Origin of the sequence: Rhodococcus sp. AD45-ID (genome assembly GCF_003023755.1) — a bacterium.
In the GTDB taxonomy this organism is placed as follows: domain Bacteria; phylum Actinomycetota; class Actinomycetes; order Mycobacteriales; family Mycobacteriaceae; genus Rhodococcus_F; species Rhodococcus_F globerula.
The window spans coordinates 93849-113111 of sequence record NZ_PYHL01000003.1; the positions used below are offsets into that span (position 1 = coordinate 93849).

General features: G+C 60.8%; 18 protein-coding genes and 1 riboswitch. Of the genes, 5 read left to right on the forward strand and 13 right to left on the reverse strand.

Annotated elements, in window-relative coordinates:
- The first annotated feature begins 36 nt into the window (after positions 1–36).
- On the forward strand, positions 37–399 hold the full coding sequence (locus C7T36_RS24515) for a nuclear transport factor 2 family protein (protein WP_033236342.1): 363 nt from the start codon (positions 37–39) through the stop codon (positions 397–399).
- Here C7T36_RS24515 and C7T36_RS24520 read toward each other — a convergent pair.
- On the reverse strand, positions 389–1642 hold the full coding sequence (locus tag C7T36_RS24520; RefSeq protein WP_080711836.1) for a GAF domain-containing protein: 1254 nt from the start codon (positions 1640–1642) through the stop codon (positions 389–391). The two genes, C7T36_RS24515 and C7T36_RS24520, sit on opposite strands and share 11 nt — an antisense overlap.
- Positions 1643–1679: 37 nt before the next feature.
- Entirely contained in the window at positions 1680–2459 is a 780-nt protein-coding gene (locus C7T36_RS24525) for an acetoin reductase (protein ID WP_045068340.1), read from the reverse strand.
- A 209-nt stretch (positions 2460–2668) separates the two neighbouring features.
- Here C7T36_RS24525 and C7T36_RS24530 point away from each other — a divergent pair, with 209 nt between their 5' ends.
- Positions 2669–3814, forward strand: a complete 1146-nt coding sequence (locus C7T36_RS24530) for a hypothetical protein (RefSeq protein WP_045068342.1) — start codon at positions 2669–2671, stop codon at positions 3812–3814.
- A gap of 42 nt (positions 3815–3856) precedes the next feature.
- Here C7T36_RS24530 and C7T36_RS24535 read toward each other — a convergent pair whose 3' ends face one another.
- A complete protein-coding gene (locus C7T36_RS24535) occupies positions 3857–5302 on the reverse strand; it encodes an MFS transporter (RefSeq protein WP_045068345.1) in 1446 nt (481 codons plus the stop codon).
- A 165-nt stretch (positions 5303–5467) separates the two neighbouring features.
- On the opposite strand from C7T36_RS24535, the gene C7T36_RS24540 reads away from it, so the two are divergent.
- On the forward strand, positions 5468–5923 hold the full coding sequence (locus tag C7T36_RS24540; protein WP_045068347.1) for a MarR family winged helix-turn-helix transcriptional regulator: 456 nt from the start codon (positions 5468–5470) through the stop codon (positions 5921–5923).
- A 116-nt stretch (positions 5924–6039) separates the two neighbouring features.
- Positions 6040–7887 (forward strand): NAD(P)/FAD-dependent oxidoreductase, encoded by a 1848-nt coding sequence (locus C7T36_RS24545; protein WP_045068349.1) that lies wholly within the window; start codon positions 6040–6042, stop codon positions 7885–7887.
- 59 nt (positions 7888–7946) lie between these two features.
- Here the strand turns inward: C7T36_RS24545 and C7T36_RS24550 are convergent, their stop codons facing one another.
- The 3 genes from C7T36_RS24550 to mhuD all read right to left on the reverse strand — a co-directional run bounded on the left by C7T36_RS24550 (position 7947) and on the right by mhuD (position 9426).
- A complete protein-coding gene (locus C7T36_RS24550; protein WP_045068352.1) occupies positions 7947–8711 on the reverse strand; it encodes a CbtA family protein in 765 nt (254 codons plus the stop codon).
- Positions 8702–8896 (reverse strand): CbtB domain-containing protein, encoded by a 195-nt coding sequence (locus C7T36_RS24555; RefSeq protein ID WP_033236349.1) that lies wholly within the window; start codon positions 8894–8896, stop codon positions 8702–8704. The genes C7T36_RS24550 and C7T36_RS24555 overlap by 10 nt, the downstream gene beginning before the upstream one ends.
- Before the next feature lie 31 nt (positions 8897–8927).
- Positions 8928–9064, reverse strand: a riboswitch (cobalamin riboswitch).
- Positions 9065–9117: 53 nt separating this feature from the next.
- Positions 9118–9426: a mycobilin-forming heme oxygenase MhuD gene (gene mhuD, locus C7T36_RS24560; RefSeq protein ID WP_033236389.1), complete on the reverse strand. Its 309-nt coding sequence runs from the start codon at positions 9424–9426 to the stop codon at positions 9118–9120.
- A 44-nt stretch (positions 9427–9470) separates the two neighbouring features.
- On the opposite strand from mhuD, the gene C7T36_RS24565 reads away from it, so the two are divergent.
- Positions 9471–10208: an alpha/beta fold hydrolase gene (locus C7T36_RS24565; protein WP_045069618.1), complete on the forward strand. Its 738-nt coding sequence runs from the start codon at positions 9471–9473 to the stop codon at positions 10206–10208.
- Here the strand turns inward: C7T36_RS24565 and C7T36_RS24570 are convergent.
- The 7 genes from C7T36_RS24570 to C7T36_RS24600 all read right to left on the reverse strand — a co-directional run bounded on the left by C7T36_RS24570 (position 10199) and on the right by C7T36_RS24600 (position 19129).
- Positions 10199–10615 (reverse strand): HIT family protein, encoded by a 417-nt coding sequence (locus C7T36_RS24570; protein WP_045068355.1) that lies wholly within the window; start codon positions 10613–10615, stop codon positions 10199–10201. The two genes, C7T36_RS24565 and C7T36_RS24570, sit on opposite strands and share 10 nt — an antisense overlap.
- Positions 10616–10642: 27 nt before the next feature.
- Entirely contained in the window at positions 10643–13243 is a 2601-nt protein-coding gene (locus C7T36_RS24575; RefSeq protein WP_052683571.1) for a LuxR C-terminal-related transcriptional regulator, read from the reverse strand.
- A gap of 276 nt (positions 13244–13519) precedes the next feature.
- Positions 13520–14401, reverse strand: coding sequence for an A/G-specific adenine glycosylase (locus tag C7T36_RS24580; RefSeq protein ID WP_033236392.1), 882 nt, complete (start codon positions 14399–14401; stop codon positions 13520–13522).
- Between the two features lie 152 nt (positions 14402–14553).
- Positions 14554–15912 (reverse strand): MFS transporter, encoded by a 1359-nt coding sequence (locus tag C7T36_RS24585; protein WP_045068357.1) that lies wholly within the window; start codon positions 15910–15912, stop codon positions 14554–14556.
- Positions 15913–15937: 25 nt separating this feature from the next.
- A complete protein-coding gene (locus tag C7T36_RS24590; RefSeq protein WP_045068359.1) occupies positions 15938–17164 on the reverse strand; it encodes an acyl-CoA dehydrogenase family protein in 1227 nt (408 codons plus the stop codon).
- 37 nt (positions 17165–17201) lie between these two features.
- Entirely contained in the window at positions 17202–18281 is a 1080-nt protein-coding gene (locus C7T36_RS24595; RefSeq protein ID WP_045068361.1) for a phosphotransferase family protein, read from the reverse strand.
- A gap of 260 nt (positions 18282–18541) precedes the next feature.
- Entirely contained in the window at positions 18542–19129 is a 588-nt protein-coding gene (locus C7T36_RS24600; RefSeq protein WP_033236354.1) for a TetR/AcrR family transcriptional regulator, read from the reverse strand.
- Between the last annotated feature and the right edge of the window lie 134 nt (positions 19130–19263).

Consider the following 19263-nt stretch of genomic DNA (forward strand, 5'->3'; position numbering starts at 1 on the left):
CTGCTGATAACTCAACCCTCAATTAAGGAGTCCTACATGCCTTCTCGTGACGAGATCTGCGCCGTTGTCGACAGCTACGTCAAGCTGCTCGGATCGCACCAGATCGATGAGTTGATGGAATTGTTCCATCAGGGTGCTGTGCAGCACGAGCCCGTCGGTGTTCGCACCAATCGGGGTTTTGACGAGATTCGGGCATTCTTCGCCGAGAGTGAGGACACGCCGTTCACCGTGAGTCTGCTGACCCCTGTCACTGTTGTGGGCAAGTTTGCTGCGATGCAAATGCGTGTCGAGCGCGAAGGTTTGGAGGATTTTGCGTCTACAGATCTCTTCGAGTTCGATGACAACTGCAAGATTCTCTCGATCACTGCAGTCCCCGACATCAAGGCCCTCATTCCCTGATTCGGGCGGCCCGGACGGCTGGAGCGTTCGAGAACGGGAGCAGATGTGCACCGATGTCGGGGCAGGAGAGCGTGACCTGCGCTGCATCGACAAACCGATACGGTTGTGCTGCAACTACTCCAGCAAGATTCTTGCGTAGGCGGGACATCTCGGCCCGTACGGTCACCGTGCGGGCTGGGTCGTCGAACAGGTCCTGAGCTAATTGCGACGCGGTGCGCCCTCTTCGCTCCGATCCCAGGAGAAACAGAATTTCCGCATGGCGCTGGGTGGGGGAGTACGTCCATTCACCCAACTCCGAAGACACTGTTACCGACATGCTCTCGGAATCACGCAGATCGACGTGCACTGTGGGAGCAGCGACGTTGCTTCCGGTGGAGGTCGGCCTGATCAGCCAACCTCCTGGTAGCGGATCCAATTCGCACAGCCCGAGGGCCGGGAACCACGTCCGGCCGGGAGTCAGCGCCGAGGGCAGCAGGATTCGAGTGCGATGTGGCAGAGAATCGACCGCCGCAACCCAGCCATGAGCGTCGGTGACCAGTGCGGGTGATCCGCCGCGTGCGAGCATCGGCGCTGCAACAGAACGTAATTGGTCGAGGTTGTCGCGGTGCTTGTCACGCAGGTGTGATTGGGCAAGACGTGCGACGGCGTCGACCAAGGCGAGTGTGGTGGGGTGGATGGTCTTGGCCGGCCCGCTGATGTCGACCACGCCGATTACCCGATCGTCTCGTGGATCTCGAATAGGTGCACCCGCGCAGGTCCACGGGTGATGGCTGCGCGCATAGTGTTCCGCCGAAAAGATCTGAACGGCTTGATGCGACACCAATGCGGTACCGATGGCATTGGTGCCGACAGAGTCCTCGGCCCAGTTTGCACCCTCGATAAATCCGAGCCGCCCCGCCTGATCCAGGACCCGATTGGATCCGCTGCGCCACAGCACTGTTCCACGTATGTCCGCGACAACCATGATGTTCTCGCCGCTCGCAGTCACCGATTCGAGTCCGCGGGTCACGTCGTCGAGTACGTCGTACAGGCCCGATTCACGGCGACGTAGGTCGAGTTCTGCCACATCCATCGACGGTTCGATTCGGCTCTGTTCAGGATCGACTCCCAGCTCTCTCAGCCGCTGCCAGGACTTGCGGATCACGTCGCGGGGACGCGCGGGGGATCGATCACCGGCCATCGTGGCGTCGTACACCGCGGCGAGGGTCCTCGCGTAGTTGCGAGGATCCTCACCGGGTGGCATCGCGGGCTCGGGCAACCGCGTTGTGGGTGTGGCCATGTCAGCGATATACCAACCCTCCGTCGATGAGTCCGGCTTGGCCGGTCATGTAATCAGAATCCGGTCCGGCCAGATAGGAGACGAACCCCGCCACGTCGTCGGGAGTCTCGGCTCGACCCAGAGCAATGCCGCCGACAAACTTTTCGTAGGTCGCACCTTCCGGTGCCCCGGTGAGTTCGGAGAATCGCTTGTCGATGGTGACCCACATGTCGGTTCCCACAACTCCGGGGCAGTACGCGTTGACTGTGATGCCGTCTGATGCGTATTCCTTGGCCGCAGCTTGGGTAAGTGCCCGGACGGCGAATTTAGTTGCGCTGTACACACCCAACATGGCAAAACCGTCGTGGCCTGCAATGGACGATGCGTTGATGATTTTCCCGCGCTGACCGAGTTCCTTGAACTTCGCGGCCGCGGCTTGAATACCCCACACCACGCCGTCGACGTTGACGCTCCAAATCTTGGAGACTTCCTCGGGGGTGACGTCGGACAGGGGGCCTACCAGTGCTATTCCGGCATTGTTGACGATGATATCGAAGCCGCCCAACGTTGAATGTGCGTGTTCAATGCTTGCCTGCACCTGGTCGCGGTCGCTGACATCGGCGATGAACGTGGTTGTCCGACAGCCGATTTCGCGAATCTCTTTGGCGACGGCATCCAGCTTGGTCTGGTCGAGATCGACTAGCGCGATGTCTGCGCCGTCGTGGGCGAGCCGGAGTGCGATTCCACGTCCGATCCCTTGGCCTGCTCCGGTGACCAGTGCAACTTTGCCGGTGATGCTCATATTCAGTGTCTCCTCGTTGGCGGGTAAGCCGATGAGTGAGTTATATGTGATGACGACCACACTATAGAAGGGTTGCATCGCGTTGCAAACCCGAACAATCGGACATCGATTGCAACTGTCGGCAACTCTCCCTGTGTCCGGTTCGGTGCCTTCATAGTTGCGCGACCACTTCGCGAATTGCTTTGTGGCACAAACCGGGAGAAGAAGATATGACTGCAACAGTCGATGTTCCGAAGGGTTCGGCGACGCCGAGCCGTCGACCCTCGCGCCGCTGGATTCCGTTCGGTGCTGCAAATCTTGTGATCGTTCTGGTTCTGGCTCTGGCGAGTTGGTATCTTCTGGCCGATCCGGTGACCAGCCCCTGGAATTTCTATCCGTTGCCGTTCAATGCAGCGCTGTTCTGGGCCATACTTTTTGTGGTGTTCATCGGCTTCAACTGCGAGTTTGCCGGATTCGATCAACTGCCGCAGCCGGCCAGAGGCGTTGCAATCATGGCAGCGACAGCCGTGTTCGCGGTTGTGGTGACGTGGTTGCTCGCCAACGGAATCGGGAGTCTGTATCCGGACTTCGCGGCAGACCGCGCCGGCGGTCTCGGCTACTTCGCCGGTGCGTTGTTTGTGCTGTTCGGGTTCGGAACCTGGGTGATGGTGGTGCTGAACTGGCAGCATTGGCCGTGGGTCTCCATCGGGATGAAGCAGCCGTTGGTGGGTCTGTGCGAGATCGCGTTTGTCGCGGTACCGACGCTTGCCCTGTATTTCGTTTTCGGGCTGCCGTCCGTATCGCTGTCCGCAACCAATCCATTGATGACCGTCGACACCGTGCTCGGGTGGTTCTACTGCGTTGTGGTGGTCGTGATCTTGACCGGTCAGACTCTGGAAAATTGGCCGTGGCGGCTGTTCGGTGGTGGAGGGAAAACCGCACTCGCGGCTACGGTGGGCAATTTTGCACTGGGAACCGGGCTGTACTTCGTGGCACTGTCTGTTGTGAAGGTTCTGCTGGGAAGTGCTGCGGTTGCCGAGTTGGGTGGCGTCGTGAATCAGTTTCCGGCCCAACTCGGTGTGTGCTGGGCCTTCTGGATGATCTTCTGGGCCAATGCATTCGGAAACAGGCCGACTGGGTTCGCTGACGGGGTGAACCTGTTGATCCGCGCAGTGCTCACGTTGGGGCTGGCAGTGGTGACGTTCCTCTTCTACTACCGTTTTGCTGCCGAGCACATTCTTCACGAACCCGCAGTGGCCGACGGATTGCACGGCAATGCACTGGGTTTCGTGGACTGGGCGGTGCTGTGGACGTTGTTCTACGTTGTCGGTTTCCAGTCGCTGGGGCTTGGCCGATTGAAGCCTGAATCCGTGTGAACTGGTTGCCCGCAAATGTATGCGGGCAACCAATCGCGTAGGTCAGACTTTCGTGAGGGGTGCTGACTCTGCGGCAGTTTCCTTCTGCGCCGCGTTCTTTCGTGCGGGAATCAGCAGCGTGATTGCGCCGGCGATCAGTGCGGCACCGCAGGCGATGAGCAGACCTGTACGGAACCCGGCTTCCGTCGGGAGGGTGTGACCGGCGAAGTCCATACTCATCTGAGCCAGGACAACGCCAACGACAGCGGCGGAGATCGAGGTGCCGACGGACCGCATCAGGGTGTTGAAGCTGTTGGCCGACGCCGTGGCGGACGGCGGAACCGCGCCCATGATGAGGGCGGGCATCGAGCCGTAGGCAAGGCCGATTCCAGCGTTGCAGATGCAGGTCACGATCAGCAAGCCCCAGGTCGATCCCATGAGAAGCATCGAAGATCCGTAACCCAGTGCGATGACCAGGGTTCCGAGAAGCAGTGTCATCTTGGGGCCGCGGGCGGCGGAGAGCTTTGCCCCGGCGACGGAGACGGCCATCATGACAAACCCGCCGGGCGCCATCCACAGACCCATTGCGAGCATTGATTGACCCATGCCGTAGCCGGTCGCGGCGGGCAACTGAAGAAGCTGGGGCAGGATCAGCGCCTGGGCGTACATCGCAAAGCCGACGGCTACGGAGGCGGCATTAGTGAACAGCACCTGCGGCCTGGCGGTGACGCGGAGGTCCACTAGCGGATCGTCGGTCTCGAGTTCCCACCAACCCCACGCCGCGAGGACGATGACGGTAGTCGCGAAGAGGCCGAGCGTTGTTCCGCTGCCCCAGCCCCAGTCCGCGCCTTTGGACACAGCCAGCAGAAGCGAGACCAATCCGACTCCCAGTCCGAGTGCCCCGATCAGATCGAAGCGTCCGCCGGTGTTGTGTACCGGGGTGGAGGGAACGAAGAACCAGATCAGCACGGCGATGATCACGCTGAGAACGGCGGAACCCCAGAAGAGGACACGCCAGTTGGTGTGCTCGGCCACGGCAGCTGCCATTGGCAACCCGAGTGCGCCGCCGATGCCCATGGACGAACTCATCAGTGCAATGGCTGAATGCAGCTTCTCCGGCGGGAGAAGGTCGCGTAGGGCGCTGATGCCCAGCGGGATCATGCCGACGCCGATGCCCTGAAGTCCGCGGCCGATCACCATCGGCATCAGTGACGACGCGGTAGCGGCGACAACTGACCCGGCAATAAGCGGTATCGAGCAGATCAGGATCATCTGTCGCTTGCCGTACAGGTCGCCGAGGCGGCCGGTGATCGGTGTAGCAACAGCACCGGCCAGCAGTGTTGCGGTGATGACCCATGACGCGTTGGACGCCGTGGTGTTCAGCAATGCGGGGAGATCTGCGATGAGCGGTACGACGATCGTCTGCATGAGTGCAGCGACGATGCCCGCGAACGCGAGCACTCCGACAAGTCCGCCTGCGCGGACGTCGGGTTGTGGTGAATTTTCCACAACCTCCCCCTTCTACTAAAGTAAAGAATTGTTTACTAAACAAACGAGTTGCATCATGCAAGAGATGTGCAGCATACATATTTGTTGTTCGATGCATCTAGTCGTGCGTACCGTCGTGTCGAGATTCGGTGCGCGGATCGAGAATGGATCGGTAGAAGGACTGGCATGGACAAGCCCACGCATTTGATCGAGTTCGAAACCATGCTGCTCGGGCGATACGTCGGCCTCCATCCGCCGCAGTACAAGCATGGTGGCAATCACCTCGATCGAAGTGCGTACACGTTGCTCAGTCGCATCGACATGCAAGGCCCTATGTCGATCGGTGAACTCGGCGAGGCCTTCGGGCTGGATACGTCGACACTGAGTCGCCAGACGTCCGCAATGGTGAATTCGGGTCTGGTTCAACGTATTTCCGACCCTGATGGCGGTATGGCGCGAAAGTTCCGCATCACCGACGAGGGGATGCGCCGACTCGGTGCGGATCGGGCTGGCAACGTGGACGGCCTGGATCGGGTCGTGGCCGATTGGGAACCTGAGGATGTGGCGACGTTTGCGATGTGGCTTCGGAGGTTCAATTCCGACGTCGAGAAACTAGCCGGACGTCCCTGGCCGCGAACGTAGCGGGGCGCAGTCCGGGAGAACTTCAACGGCCCGGGGATTGCAACGGATTGCAACGCTTGTGACCCGGGCCACTTATGCGATGTGCTGTGTATCACATTCCCAAAGAAGGAGAAGTGATGACGCAAACCATCGATTCCGCAGTCGTAGCCGCGGAAAGCTCGACGGCTGTGACACCTCAGGAGCGCGTCGACGCCTGGCTGGCGGATTTCGAGTCGGCGCTCGCCGCTCGTGACATCGAACGGGTCGCAGCAAAATTCGCCCTCGACAGCTTCTGGCGAGACTTGGTTTCGTTCACCTGGAACATCAAGACCGTCGAAGGTCGCGAGCAGATTGCCGACATGCTTTCCGAGCGTCTCGACGACACTGATCCTTCAGGATTCCGGACCACCGAGACCCCCGACGAAGCCGACGGCGTCACGTCGGCCTGGATCGAATTCGAGACCGCGACGGGCCGCGCGCACGGACACCTTCGGCTCAAGGACGAACTCGGCGAGCCTGTTGCTTGGACGCTGCTGACGTCATTGCAGGAACTCAAGGGACACGAAGAGGGCAAGGGCACCCGCCGGCCACGCGGCGCGAAGCACGGGGCAGACCCGGACCGCATCACCTGGGCCGAACAGAAGGAGATCGAGGACCGCGAACTCGGCTACACCACACAGCCTTACGTCGTGATCGTCGGCGGCGGCCAGGGCGGAATCGCGCTCGGAGCGCGCATGCGCCAGCTCGGAGTTCCGGCCATCGTGATCGACAGCCACGAGCGGCCGGGAGATCAGTGGCGCGGACGCTACAAGTCCCTGTGCCTGCACGATCCGGTTTGGTACGACCACCTGCCCTACATGCCGTTCCCCGACAACTGGCCGGTGTTCGCGCCCAAGGACAAGATCGGCGACTGGCTCGAGATGTATACCAAGGTCATGGAGGTTCCGTACTGGAGTTCCACGACCTGCACGTCGGCGTCATTCGACGAGAAGGTCCAGGAATGGACCGTCGAGGTCAACCGCAACGGCGAGAAGCTGACGTTGCGTCCCAAGCAGTTGGTGATGGCGACCGGTATGTCCGGCAAGGCAAACGTTCCGACGTTCCCCGGTCAGAACAAGTTCCTGGGCGATCAGCACCACTCGAGCAAGCACCCCGGCCCGGATCAGTACGTGGGCAAGAAGGTTGTGGTCATCGGGGCGAACAACTCCTCGCACGACATCTGCGGCGCTCTGTGGGAGAACGGCATCGACGTGACGATGGTGCAGCGCAGCTCGACGCACATCGTGAAGTCGGATTCGCTGATGGATCTGGGCTTGGGTGATCTGTATTCGGAACGCGCACTCGCCGCCGGTATGACGACACACAAGGCCGACCTCACGTTCGGTTCGCTGCCGTACCGGATCATGCACGAGTTCCAGATCCCGGTGTACGACGCAATCCGTGAGCGCGACAAGGACTTCTACGATCGCCTCGAAAAGGCCGGCTTCGAGCACGACTGGGGCGACGACGGTTCTGGCCTGTTCATGAAGTACCTACGACGCGGCTCGGGTTACTACATCGACGTCGGCGCTGCCGAACTGGTCGCGAACGGGGACATCAAGCTCGCGCACGGCAACATTCGTGAGCTGACCGAGAACAGCGTGATTCTCGAAGACGGAACGGAACTACCGGCCGACGTGGTGGTCTACGCAACCGGCTACGGCTCGATGAACGGCTGGGTGGCCGATCTGATCGGTCAGGACACTGCCGACAAGGTGGGCAAGGTCTGGGGCCTGGGGTCGAACACCACCAAGGATCCAGGACCGTGGGAGGGCGAGCAGCGCAACATGTGGAAGCCGACGCAGCAGGAAGCGCTGTGGTTTCACGGCGGCAATCTGCATCAGTCTCGCCACTACTCGCTGTATCTGGCGCTGCAGTTGAAGGCGCGCTACGAGGGCATTCCGACGCCGGTGTACGGGCTGCAGGAAGTGCATCATCTGAGCTGAAAACAAACTGCTGTGCGCCTTTGTTAACCGCCCGTGGTTAACAAAGGCGCACAGCAGGGTCAGCGCAGGGCGAACTTTTTCGCGACATCGGCATCCTTGGTCGCGCGCTCGGTGAGGAAGGCAAATGCCAATCCGAGTGCAAGCCACAAGGTTGCCTGTGTAGCGAGGGACGAGAGGCGGAACTCCCACAGCAGAGTTGCCGGGAAGTCGTCGCCCACCTCGTTGATCGTGGGCAGCGAGAGGTAACCGATTGCCACGATGACAAGGAACGCAGCCACCGGAGCGGCGACGCGCACACTGAGGAACTCGTGGGCGGATACAGCTTTTGCCGCCGCGGCGGCCGCGGTGACGGCCAGCAGTCCGAGGATCACGGTCGCGAGCCACAGCCAGGTTCGCTGGTTGATCGTGTCGGGATCGCCGACGGCTGGTGGGTTGGCCGGGTACTTGAAGAACGGCACCGCCTCGATGGCGAGCCAGCCTCCCAATGCGATGGCCATCACCAACAACGGTCCGGACATGGTGGTGATCCGCCGCGCGTAGTTGGCGACTACGGCGAAGATGGCACCGAGGGCCAAGCCCGCGAGCGACGTTGCGAGGAAGAGTCCAGCGCGTTGACCGTCACGACTGACGAGTGGAGCTTCTTCGTCGCCGTGCGAGTGTCCGGCAGTTTCGCCGGCGGCACTGTTGGCTTCTTCGATCGCGATGGCAGCGTTGACGTGCGGTTCACCCAGCACAAATGCAACTCCGCCGGCAAGGATGCCTGCGATCAAACCAGCCAACAAGCCACGAATCAGAAGCTTCGTGAAATTGTCGACTAGTGGCACGGGAGGCCCATCAAGTGGCGTCCGTCGTGCATCAACTCATGCATGTACATGCCTGTGCGTGAGATTGCGCCCTGGTCGAATCCGACCAGGTAGAGAGCCAGCATCGCGAACAGCACAACAGCTGCGGCGAGGAAGGCAAGACGAGTCGAATCGATCGACGAGTCGGGAGAGTAGGCGAGTGCCATCGAAGCCTCCTGGGATTTTCGCGTCCCCTAGGTCAAATGCGATGGCCGAAGTGTCTGGCTGTCGAGGTGGTTTCACCTCGAATTACAGTGGCGCGACCGCTCCGGGCTTTCACCGGATTCCTGTCGACCATCGCGTGTACAGAGCGCACTTTAGCAGTGAACACACGAAAATCGTGAAGGATTTTGTTCGCTAGGCGAGCAAAATCCTTCACGATCACGGATCAACTCTTGGCGGGGACGTCCAGAACTACCTCGAACTCGAGCAGCGACGCTCCCGAGGCGACGGGCTTGGCGCGCTCACCTGAGTGCGCTGCGCGGGCCGGGCCGTCACGCCAGTCGGCGAACGCCTCCTCGTTCTCCCACTGCGTGACCACGAAGTAGCGGTTCTCTCCGGCGGTGGGGCGCAGGAGCTGGAATCCGAGGAATCCGGGAGAGTTCTCCACGGCGTGAGCGCGTGCTGCGAAGCGCTTTTCCAGTTCGGGGCCCGCGCCCTCGGGGATTTCGATTGCATTGATCTTCACGACTGCCATGTAAGCGACATTACCGCGCGGCTCCACCGCGTACGGTGACATTCGTGTTGCATGACGAAGGTGGTACCGGCCAGCCGATTCTGTTGTTGCACGGCCTCATGGGCAGTGCCCGGACGTGGCGCCGGCATGTGCCCTGGATTCGCGAGTTCGGCCACGTCTACACGTTCGACGCGGCCGGTCACGGACGGCCGGCGCCCGCAGAATTGACGACTGAGGCCTTTGTCGAAGACCTTGCGTCGGCCGTCACGATCATCGACGAGCCGATGATCGTGATCGGGCACTCGATGGGTGCCCTGCACGCGTGGTGTTTTGCCGCCGCACATCCGGACCGAGTGCGTGCGTTGGTTCTCGAGGACATGGCACCGGATTTCCGCGGGCGCACTGCGGAGGACTGGGCTCAGATGGTGTCGTCGTGGCCGCAGCCGTTTGCCACCGATGACGCGGTGAAGGAATTCTTCGGTCCGGTTGCGGGACAATACTTTCTGGATTCGTTCGACCGCCGCGACGACGGGTGGTACCTGCACGGTGACGTGTCGACCTTCCGCGATATCTCGGAAGAATGGGGCACGCGACATTTCTGGGATCAGTGGAGTGCAATCGAGGTGCCCACCCTTCTCGTCGAGGGTGAGTTCACGATTACCCCGCAAGGCCAGATGCGCGAGATGGCAGAGCGTCCGGGGACTCGGTATGTGCGCATTGCCGACGCCGGTCACCTTGTCCACGATGATCAACCAGACCGGTACCGCGACGAAGTGACGGCGTTCCTGGTTGATCAGAGCTGACTTCGGATCGACGCTCCCGCTTCTTCGAGTTCGACGGCTCGCCTCGCCAGGAGCCCGGCTGCGAACTTGGCTTTGTCTCCGCTGTGTCGCGGCACGACGTGCAGATGGGAGTGAAAGACGGTCTGACCGGCAGCACGACCGTCGTTGACCAGGATGTTGACGCCGTCTGCAGCGATGTCGCACCTCCGCAGCGCGCCGGCGATGAGTGTGCCTACCCGGAACATCTCTGCGCCCTCGTGGTTTTCGAGTCCGTCGAGGTTGGTGGCGTGGCGTTTGGGCACAACAAGGGTGTGTCCGCGACTGACCGGGCGGGCGTCGAGAAAAGCGAGCACGGTTTCGGTTTCGAAAACACGAATTGCGGGCTCGTCTGCCGAGATGATGTTGCAGAAGACGCAGGTATGGCTCATGACTACAGAATGTATCCCGTCGGTGGATCAGAGCAGACGTAGCTCCCGTCCGCGTGCGAGTGCTTCGCGTCGATTGTGGACTTGAAGCTTTCGGTACAGCGTGCGCACCTGCGTCTTGACCGTGTTGACGGAGATGAAGAGTGCGTTTGCCATCTCCGTCAAACTGGCGTCGGACGCGATCAGATCAAGAACCTGTCTTTCTCGCTCGGTCAAGGTGACCAGGTTCAGTTCGTGTGGAAATGTTTCTCCTGGAGCAAGTTTCAGGAATTTGGCAAGTGCGCTCGATCCGGTACCCGCTATGGATTCAAGGTGATCGACGTCGTGTCGAGATATGGTCGAGAACGATCGGAGATTGCCGGTTTGGTCTGCGATGCTGCAGGCATTCGACCAGGCTTCGGCGGCGCGTCGCGGCTCGCCACCTCGTGAATGCGCGACGGCTTGAATCAGGAGTGCCTCGATTTGTGGGCGTGGGTACGACTCTCGCGCCCAATCGAATTGGTGGCACAGTGCGATTGCAGATTCATTCTGACCGGCCCGCTGATACAGGCGCGCGACGGAAACCAGTGTCCAGGGGTTGGCGGCCGGCTCGGCAATGTCCGACGACAGTGCCATTGCCAAGTTTCCGTCCCCGAGCGCGAGGGCGAGATCGATTTTGGTGGAGCGCAACAACGGTAGCGCAAACGAATCGGGTTTCAGCTTTGTGGGGTTGTCGGAAATTGCCTTGCGCAGCAACGTGATAGCTGCGGCTTCTTCACGGCAGGCGAGTGCGTACTGGCAGTGCGTGTAGAGGACAAATGCCCACAGTTCCTCGTTGTTGTCGGGCTCTCCCAGGGTTGCGACGGCCTCACGTGCATCCTGGAGGTCGAGAGTGCACAGTGCAGTCAACGCACGGGCTACCAGTCCTGGCGTTCGTACCATCGAGTGGAGCCATCCATATGTGTTCGGATGTTTGCGCTCGAGCCGTGACCATCCCTGCGACAGAGTGGGTTCCCCGACAATCGCCCAATTCATGGCTACACCTCCCGCCGCATTGCGGGCGATGAAGTCGATGCCTTGTGATTCACCGCCCCAGTACGCCATGCGCATCTCGGTGGTGGATTCGGCGAACCGTCCGCTCAGTTGAAAGGTGATACCCCATTGCACGCGCATCAACGGGAGTTGCGGGCTGATGTCGTCGGGGTTCGTAGCGAGAGCGCTTCTGCTGATCTGGGCCAGGCGGCGGGTCGTTTCGGCTGCAGGCCCGTATTTTCCGGCGACGCGCAGCCTGATCGAGTGAACACAGCCGACATTGAGTACGTCGCGGGCGTCCTTGCTTGCACCGATCGCTCGGAGTGCTTCGGCAGAGCGAGGCAGCGCGGTGATCGGCTTGGGGATGTCGCCCGGCTGCATGGTGAACAGGTCGCGGCCCGCCAGAGCAATCGAACTCTTCTTCGCCGTTGCGGGCGGTATCTGTTGCAATGCGCGGCGTACGATATCAAAGCTTTCGGAAAGCATTGTTACCCAATTATTTTCGATAATATTGATGGCAAGATCCCAGTCGCCGCCTTCGGTCGCGTACTTCAGCGCCGACGCGTGTTGGCCGGAATCGAGTCGGAAATGTGCCAGCGAGGACAATTGCTCTGTCGGATCGAGTCCGAGCTGTGGTTGCGTTGCCATCAGTGACGCGCGAACTGCCGCTGGAAGTTCCCAGCTTTCGTCAGTTCCGATTTCGATCCGGGAGAGTGTGCCTGCCGATTCCAGCTCGAGTAGACGTTCACGAATCCGGTCACGGGATTCGGGGGAGGCGAACAGGTGCGCTGCAGTGCTCACATCGAGGGTTCGCGCTGTCGAACAGGATACGAGGAAGTCCCGATGGTCAGCGATGTCGGTGTTATCGAGGGTCGTGCGCCGGGTGTACTCGTCGATCGTCTGTTGCAGGTTCAGCTCGAGGAGTTGATCTCGATCATGTTGTGTGGGTAGTAATTCGACGACCGCGGCGCCGGCATGTACGAGAGTTGGTAGGCCGCCGGTCATAGTCGTGATCTTCTCGGCTTCGCCGGGAAGGGGATTCGACCCGATGAACGTCAGTAGGTTTGCCGTGTCGGCCGAGTTGAAGAGTAGTTCCTCGGCACGGATCAGTTCGTGATCTACCTCGAGGAAATATGGTTCGGCAAACAGGGTGAGTCCCGACAATGTCACGGCGATGTCCAACTGGTGGCAGCGGGTGACTAGTTCGACAAGTTGCTCTTCGAGTGCGTGGTTTGGGATGAGATCCGGCCGAATCAATACCAGGAGAACTGGATTGGTGACGGCGGAGAATGCGGCGGCGAGGTCGGTGAACGGATCGCCGGATACGTGTGGGGCAACAATGCCGGACTGCCTGCTCTGGCGGAGGATCGTGGTGAGGTATTCCGATGCGCTCGAATTGAGCGGTGGAGCCGGAACCCACACGAGATCGTGATCCGAGGTGTCGGAAGATTCGAGCCAGGATTTCAGGAGGTCGGATTTACCGTATCCGTTCGGGGCGCGCACAATTGTCAGGGGAGTCCGGCGATCCAACTTTGCAAAGAGCGCCTGACGGGGGAATGGTCTGGCGATGGCAGAGTGATTGACGCCCTCGACAGTTGCGTCCCCCTCCCGCCCCGACATCCTTGTGTTCCTAATCCCCGTTGTGCTCGTGCTTGCAATCTTCGGACCGACAGGCACAGAGAGATTGGGTGAAATGTCCAATTCTTCGTGTGCTTCCGAAATAGTAACTGGTACGGAGAATTGATGCCCTAATTAGGGCAATTCGGGCACAATTCTTCTCGAGGGAATCTGGTGTCCGGCCGATAATCCAGCCTCACCACGGGCTTTTGTGCCCAGAGAGTGAGGACGTAGGGCCATAGCTCGAGATTCGCCGGAGTGTTAGCGCTTAACCCGCTGTCAGCGGTTGCCCTCACCGGCCAGTGCAAACAGGCCGTCTTCGGTTTGTTCCACCAATCCGTCGACAAGCAGTGAATGCAGTGCGCGGTCGCGTTGACCGGGGTCGGTGAGCCAGACGATGTCGAGGCGCGCACGTTCGACGGGATGGTGGGTCTCTCGAAGAACGGCCATCAACTTGCCGCGGACCTGGCGATCGGTACCGGCGAATTTCTGCACTTTCTTCGGTGGACCGGTGTGTGCCGGTTTTCCGGAGGCAACCCAAGCGCAATTGGGCAGCGGGCAGTTGTCGCAGCTGGGTGTACGCGCCGTGCAGATCACGGCGCCGAGTTCCATCAGCGCAGCACTGTAGGTAGCCGCTCGTGCGCGGGTGCGGGGCAACAGTGCGGCGACGTCCGCGAGATCGCGCGTGTTCGACGGATTGCCCGGCTCTGCGTTGCCGTGCACGGCACGGGCAACAACGCGGCGAACGTTGGTGTCGACGACGGGAACTCGTTGTCCGTAAGCAAAGCACGCCACGGCACGCGCCGTATAGGAGCCGATACCCGGCAGTGACAGCAAAGTGTCCACGTCGCTGGGGACCACGTCGCCGTGTTCGGTGGCCAGGACGCCGGCACACTCGTGCAGGCGCAGTGCGCGTCGTGGGTAACCGAGCTTGCCCCACGCCCGCAGTACCTCAGCCTGGCTCGACGCCGCCATTGCCGACGGAACCGGCCAGCGCTGGACCCATTCCTCCCAGATCGGCGCGACCCGTACCACCGGCGTCTGCTGGAGCATGATCTCGCTCATCAGAATCTGCCAGGCACTGACTCCGTCGCGTCGCCACGGAAGATCACGGGCGCTATCGGCATACCACTTCAGCAGCACCGAAGATTCCACTGCCACCTTGACTGACACACTCCTAGGGCCTGGTTACGCGCTCGGCGACGTTCACCAAGACCCTATCGTTACGCTCCGACATCCAACATGCGCACCTGATGCAGAGAAAACGGTGGGTGGGCGGTATCAAGAACCGCCCACCCACCTCGTCGTTTCGATCAGGACGCGTACTGTGCATCCGTTCGTGTCGCGGTCGACGCGGGCGTCGACGTTCCCGAGTACCGGCGAACGATGATGTAGAGGCAGATCAGTCCGATCGCTCCGGCAGCGGCAAGGAATGAACCGACCTTCCACGCATTGTCCGGATTACCGTTGATCAGCATCACCATGATCATCGGCGCAAAACCGCCGATGATGGCCGAGATCTGATAGCCGAGCGACGCTCCGGAGAATCGGATCTCCGGCGGGAACAATTCTGCGAAGAGTGTTCCCTGAGTGCCGGTTTGGAGCGACATCGCAACGACGCCGACGATCACGGCCACTGCGAACGGCCAGATCGTGTCCGGACTGGAGCCGCCGATCATCAGCCACATCGGAATGCCCCACAGCATCATCGCCGCGGTGCCGAGACCGAAGACGAGCTTGCGGCCGTACAGATCGGAGAGGTAACCGGCCAGAGGGACCAGGGGAATCTGAATGGCGCAGGCAATCAGGATGTACGTCAATACCGTCGACCGGGGGATCTCCAGATACGTCGTCGCGAACTGCACGGATCCGGTGATCATCGTGTAGAAGAAAATCACACCGATTGCATTGGCGCCTGCCGCGGCAAGAACCGTGCCCGGGTTCTTCTTGAGGACCTCGAGAATGGGGGACTTGCGGACAACCGGCGATTCTGCGAGCTTCTCGGCAATAGCCTTGAATTCAGGCGTCTCCTCGAGATAACGGTGAATGAGGAACGCGACCGGGAGCATCACCAAACTGATCCAGAACGGGATGCGCCAGCCCCAGGCGAGGAACGAATCCGCGGCGAGAGTGGCTGTAAGAATGAGGAAGACGATATTTCCGAGCACGACGCCAATCGGAACGCCCAGTTGCGCAAAGCTTCCGAACAATCCACGACGGTCGGCTGGGGCGTTCTCGGTAGCCAGCAGCACTGCGCCGCCCCACTGTGCGCCGACGGCCAAGCCCTGGCAGATTCGCAGAGTGACAAGGATAGCCGGGGCCAGCCAGATCACATTGGTGTTCGGGACGAAGCCGACCAGCGACGTGGCAATGGCCATCAGGACAACCGCGGCCACCAACACCGGCTTGCGGCCGTAGCGGTCACCAAAATGTCCCGCGAGCACGCCGCCGATGGGGCGAGCGATGAAACCGACTGCAACGGTGGCAAACGAACTCATTGCTGCAACCACCTCGCTGTCGGTGGCGAAGAACGTCGAGTTGAACACGAGTGCCGCAGCAGTCGCGTAGATGAAGAAGTCGTACCACTCCAGGGAAGTGGAGATGGCCGCTGCGAAGGACGCGCGCCGGGACCTACCCTGGCGCTGCACCGCTGATTCGGTGTTGTTGGTCATCACGATTCACTCTCTGTGGGATCGTTCACTTGGGTTCGTTGAGGACTGGAGTTGCGGCGAATTCGGCGCGAGCGAGCGAGCGACGGTGGACTTCGTCCGGGCCGTCCGCGATCTGCAGGAACCGTGCCTGCGCATACAGGACCGGAAGAATGGTGTCCTGCGACAGCCCGGCGCCGCCGAACACCTGAATGGCGTTGTCGATGATGCCCTTGACTGTCAGTGGAACCAGAACTTTGGCCGCTGCAATGTCATGGCGCGCAGCCTTGTTCCCCTCGACGTCCATCCGCCAGGCGGCGCGCAGAACGAGCAACCGGGCGGCGTCGAGCTTGATCCTGGAATCAGCAAGGTTGGCCTGTACAACACCGAGATCGGCGAGGGGAGACCCGAAAGCGACTCTGGTCCTGGCACGTTCGGTGAGCAGTGCGATTGCGCGCTCTGCCATACCGATCAACCGCATGCAGTGATGAATGCGTCCTGGACCCAAGCGTGCCTGAGCGACTGCAAAACCCCGACCGCGGGGACCGAGCAGGTTTTCCTTGGGGACACGAACACTGTCGAAGACGATTTCGCCGTGTCCACCCTCGTGGCGGTCGTCGAAGCCGAGAACCGTTGTGGAACGGACGATCTGCAGGCCGGGGGTGTCCATGGGTACCAGGACGATGCTGTGGCGGCTACCGACCGGAGCATCGGAGTCGGTCACGCCCATGACCATCGCAACCTTGCAGTCTTCGCGAAGAGCGGCAGTGGACCACCACTTGCGTCCGGTCAGCACCCACTCGTCACCGTCCTCCGCGATATCGAGACACACGTTGTTTGCATCGGAACTCGCGACCTCGGGCTCGGTCATCGAGAAGCACGATCGGAAATCGCCGTCGAGAAGTGGGGTCAGCCACTCGGCCTTCTGCTGCTCGGTGCCGTAGAGATGGAGCAGTTCCATATTGCCGGTGTCCGGTGGATTGCAGTTGACGGCTTCGGGACCGATCAACGGACTCCAGCCCGTCAATTCCGCCAACGGTGCGTATTCGAGGTTGCTCAGGCCGGCGCCCTCGCGGGCCGGGAGGAAGAGATTCCACAGGCCCGATTCCTTGGCCGTTGCCTTGAGTTCGGCCATGATCGGTGGTGCGCCCCAGTGGCTGGGGTCTGCCGCCAGTTGCTGCGCTGCAACGGCTTCGGCGGGTAGGACGTGCTCTTGCATGAAAGCCGTCAGCTTCTGTTGCAGCTCTTTGACTTTCGGACTGTATTCGAAATCCACGTCGGTGGTTCCAATCTCGGGGCGCGTCGCACAAAATTCAGCGGCGCAGTTCGTGAACAGAGGAAGTGCGGGTCAGATCGAGCGCACGCTGTAGAAGCGGGCCGACCATGTCGGCGACGTCGTCGAATCCTTCGCCGACAGTGTCGCCCTTGGCGTGTCTGGCATTGATGCCCTCGAGGATGACGGCAATCTTGAAGTCGGCGAACACCGTGTACCAGTCGATATCCGGCAGATCGATGTTCCGGCGGTCGGCATATCGTTCGAGTAACGCAGCGCGACTGGGAAATCCGTCCAATCGAGCAAGTCCGCGAGTGATCGGGTTGTCGACGGCTCCGGGTTGATCCCAGAAGCTGAGCATGATGCCGACATCGGCGAGTGTGTCTCCGAGTGTTGCCATCTCCCAGTCTAGAAGCGCAACAATCTTTCCGGGATCGGAGCGGGAGTAGAGAACATTGTCGAGTTTGACGTCCCCGTGCACGATCCCGGGTAGGGATGCGGTGGGAACGGCACGGCGAAGTTTGTCGAGGAGTGCCGCGACCTCGGGGCGATCAGTGGTTCGAGAGGCGTCCCATTGCCGCGACCATCGGTCCAGTTGTCGCTCCAGGTATCCGTTGGTTCGCCCGAAAGTGTTGAGTCCCACTGAATCAGGATCGACAGAATGAAGGTCGGCGAGGACATCGGCAAAGGCAAGTCCGGCGCGTTCTCGATCGGCCGGAGACAGGGCGGCGGCGGATTCCGGGGTGCCGATGGAATTGCCGTCGATCAGTTCCATCAGATAGAACGTCGCGCCGAGTACGTCTTCGTCCTCGCAGAGAAGGAACGCCTCAGGTACCGGCACCGACGTGGATGCGAGCGCGTCGATGACGGTGAATTCCCGAACCATGTCGTGAGCGCTCGGAAGTACGTGACCGAACGGCGGACGGCGTAATACCCAGGTGTTCGAGCCGTCTGCGACGCGGTAGGTGGGGTTGGATCGCCCGCCGCTGATGAGTGACGCCGTGATCTCTCCGTCGATCCCGCCAGCGAGATGCGTCGACAGGTACGTGGAGAGTGCGTCGAGGTCGAGTCCGGAGACGACGCGGCCTGCGTCGGACGTCGTCGATGATGCCGCGGACATTCGATGCACGCTCCTTTCGATGGAAACACAGCCGAACGATCGTTCGGCTGTGGATCATCATCAATGGAACGATCGACAAATGTCAACCATGAATAAATATCGAACTTCCTGCGAACATTGGTGCGGGAGCAACGATGATCGAACCGCTTGCCAAACGATCGTTCGCCTGACATTATGGGCATTTAGTGACGCAGGTCTCACGGATGGTGGAGGTGTGGATTCCGGTGAAACGCGTGCAAAGGAAGGATTGTTCGGGCCGGTCAGGCCGGTTCGACCATCGCAGTGGCCAAAGCGCAGTAGCGATCCGCGATGTCCTGCGCGCTCAGGGGCCCGTCGGCACGCCACCATACGCAGACCTGCTGCCCCATATTGATGATGGCGCGAACGGCGTCTCGTGGGTATTCGGTGCGAAACGCGCCTTCTTCCACTCCGCGTTCGATGACATCCCGGAAGATGTTTTCCTGTTCGTCGCGCAGTGCGACTACCAGGCGGTGCCCCGGCTCGTCGAGACTGCGCAGCTCGGTTGCTCCGACAAGAGCGTCTTCGCGCCGCGTCGTGTGGAACATGACCCAGGCGCGAACCAGCGCTTGCAGTTGGTCTTTCGGCTCTCCGCCCGAGCGGAGCAGCGCGCTACGCGTCATGCCGTGAGCGTCTCGCAGTGCCTGGAGCATTATTTCCTGCAGAATGTCCTGCTTGGATTTGAAGTGGTGATAGATGGATGCGACTGTCAGATCGGCGCCTGCAGCGATGTCGCGCATGGATGTGCCGTGGTAGCCGCGTTCGTTCATGTTTCGGACGGCGGAATCGAGAATGAGCTGCCGGACTGCGGCAGTTTTTGCCACGCTCATTTTTCTTGTCTCCTCGCGTTCTGCACGTCTTCCGGTATCCGGACACAGCGTAGTAGCCGAACGATCACAACGTTCGACGGGCAGCAAATATCCGCCGTGAACTGTGAAGATCCACGTCCTGTGAACTTATCGTT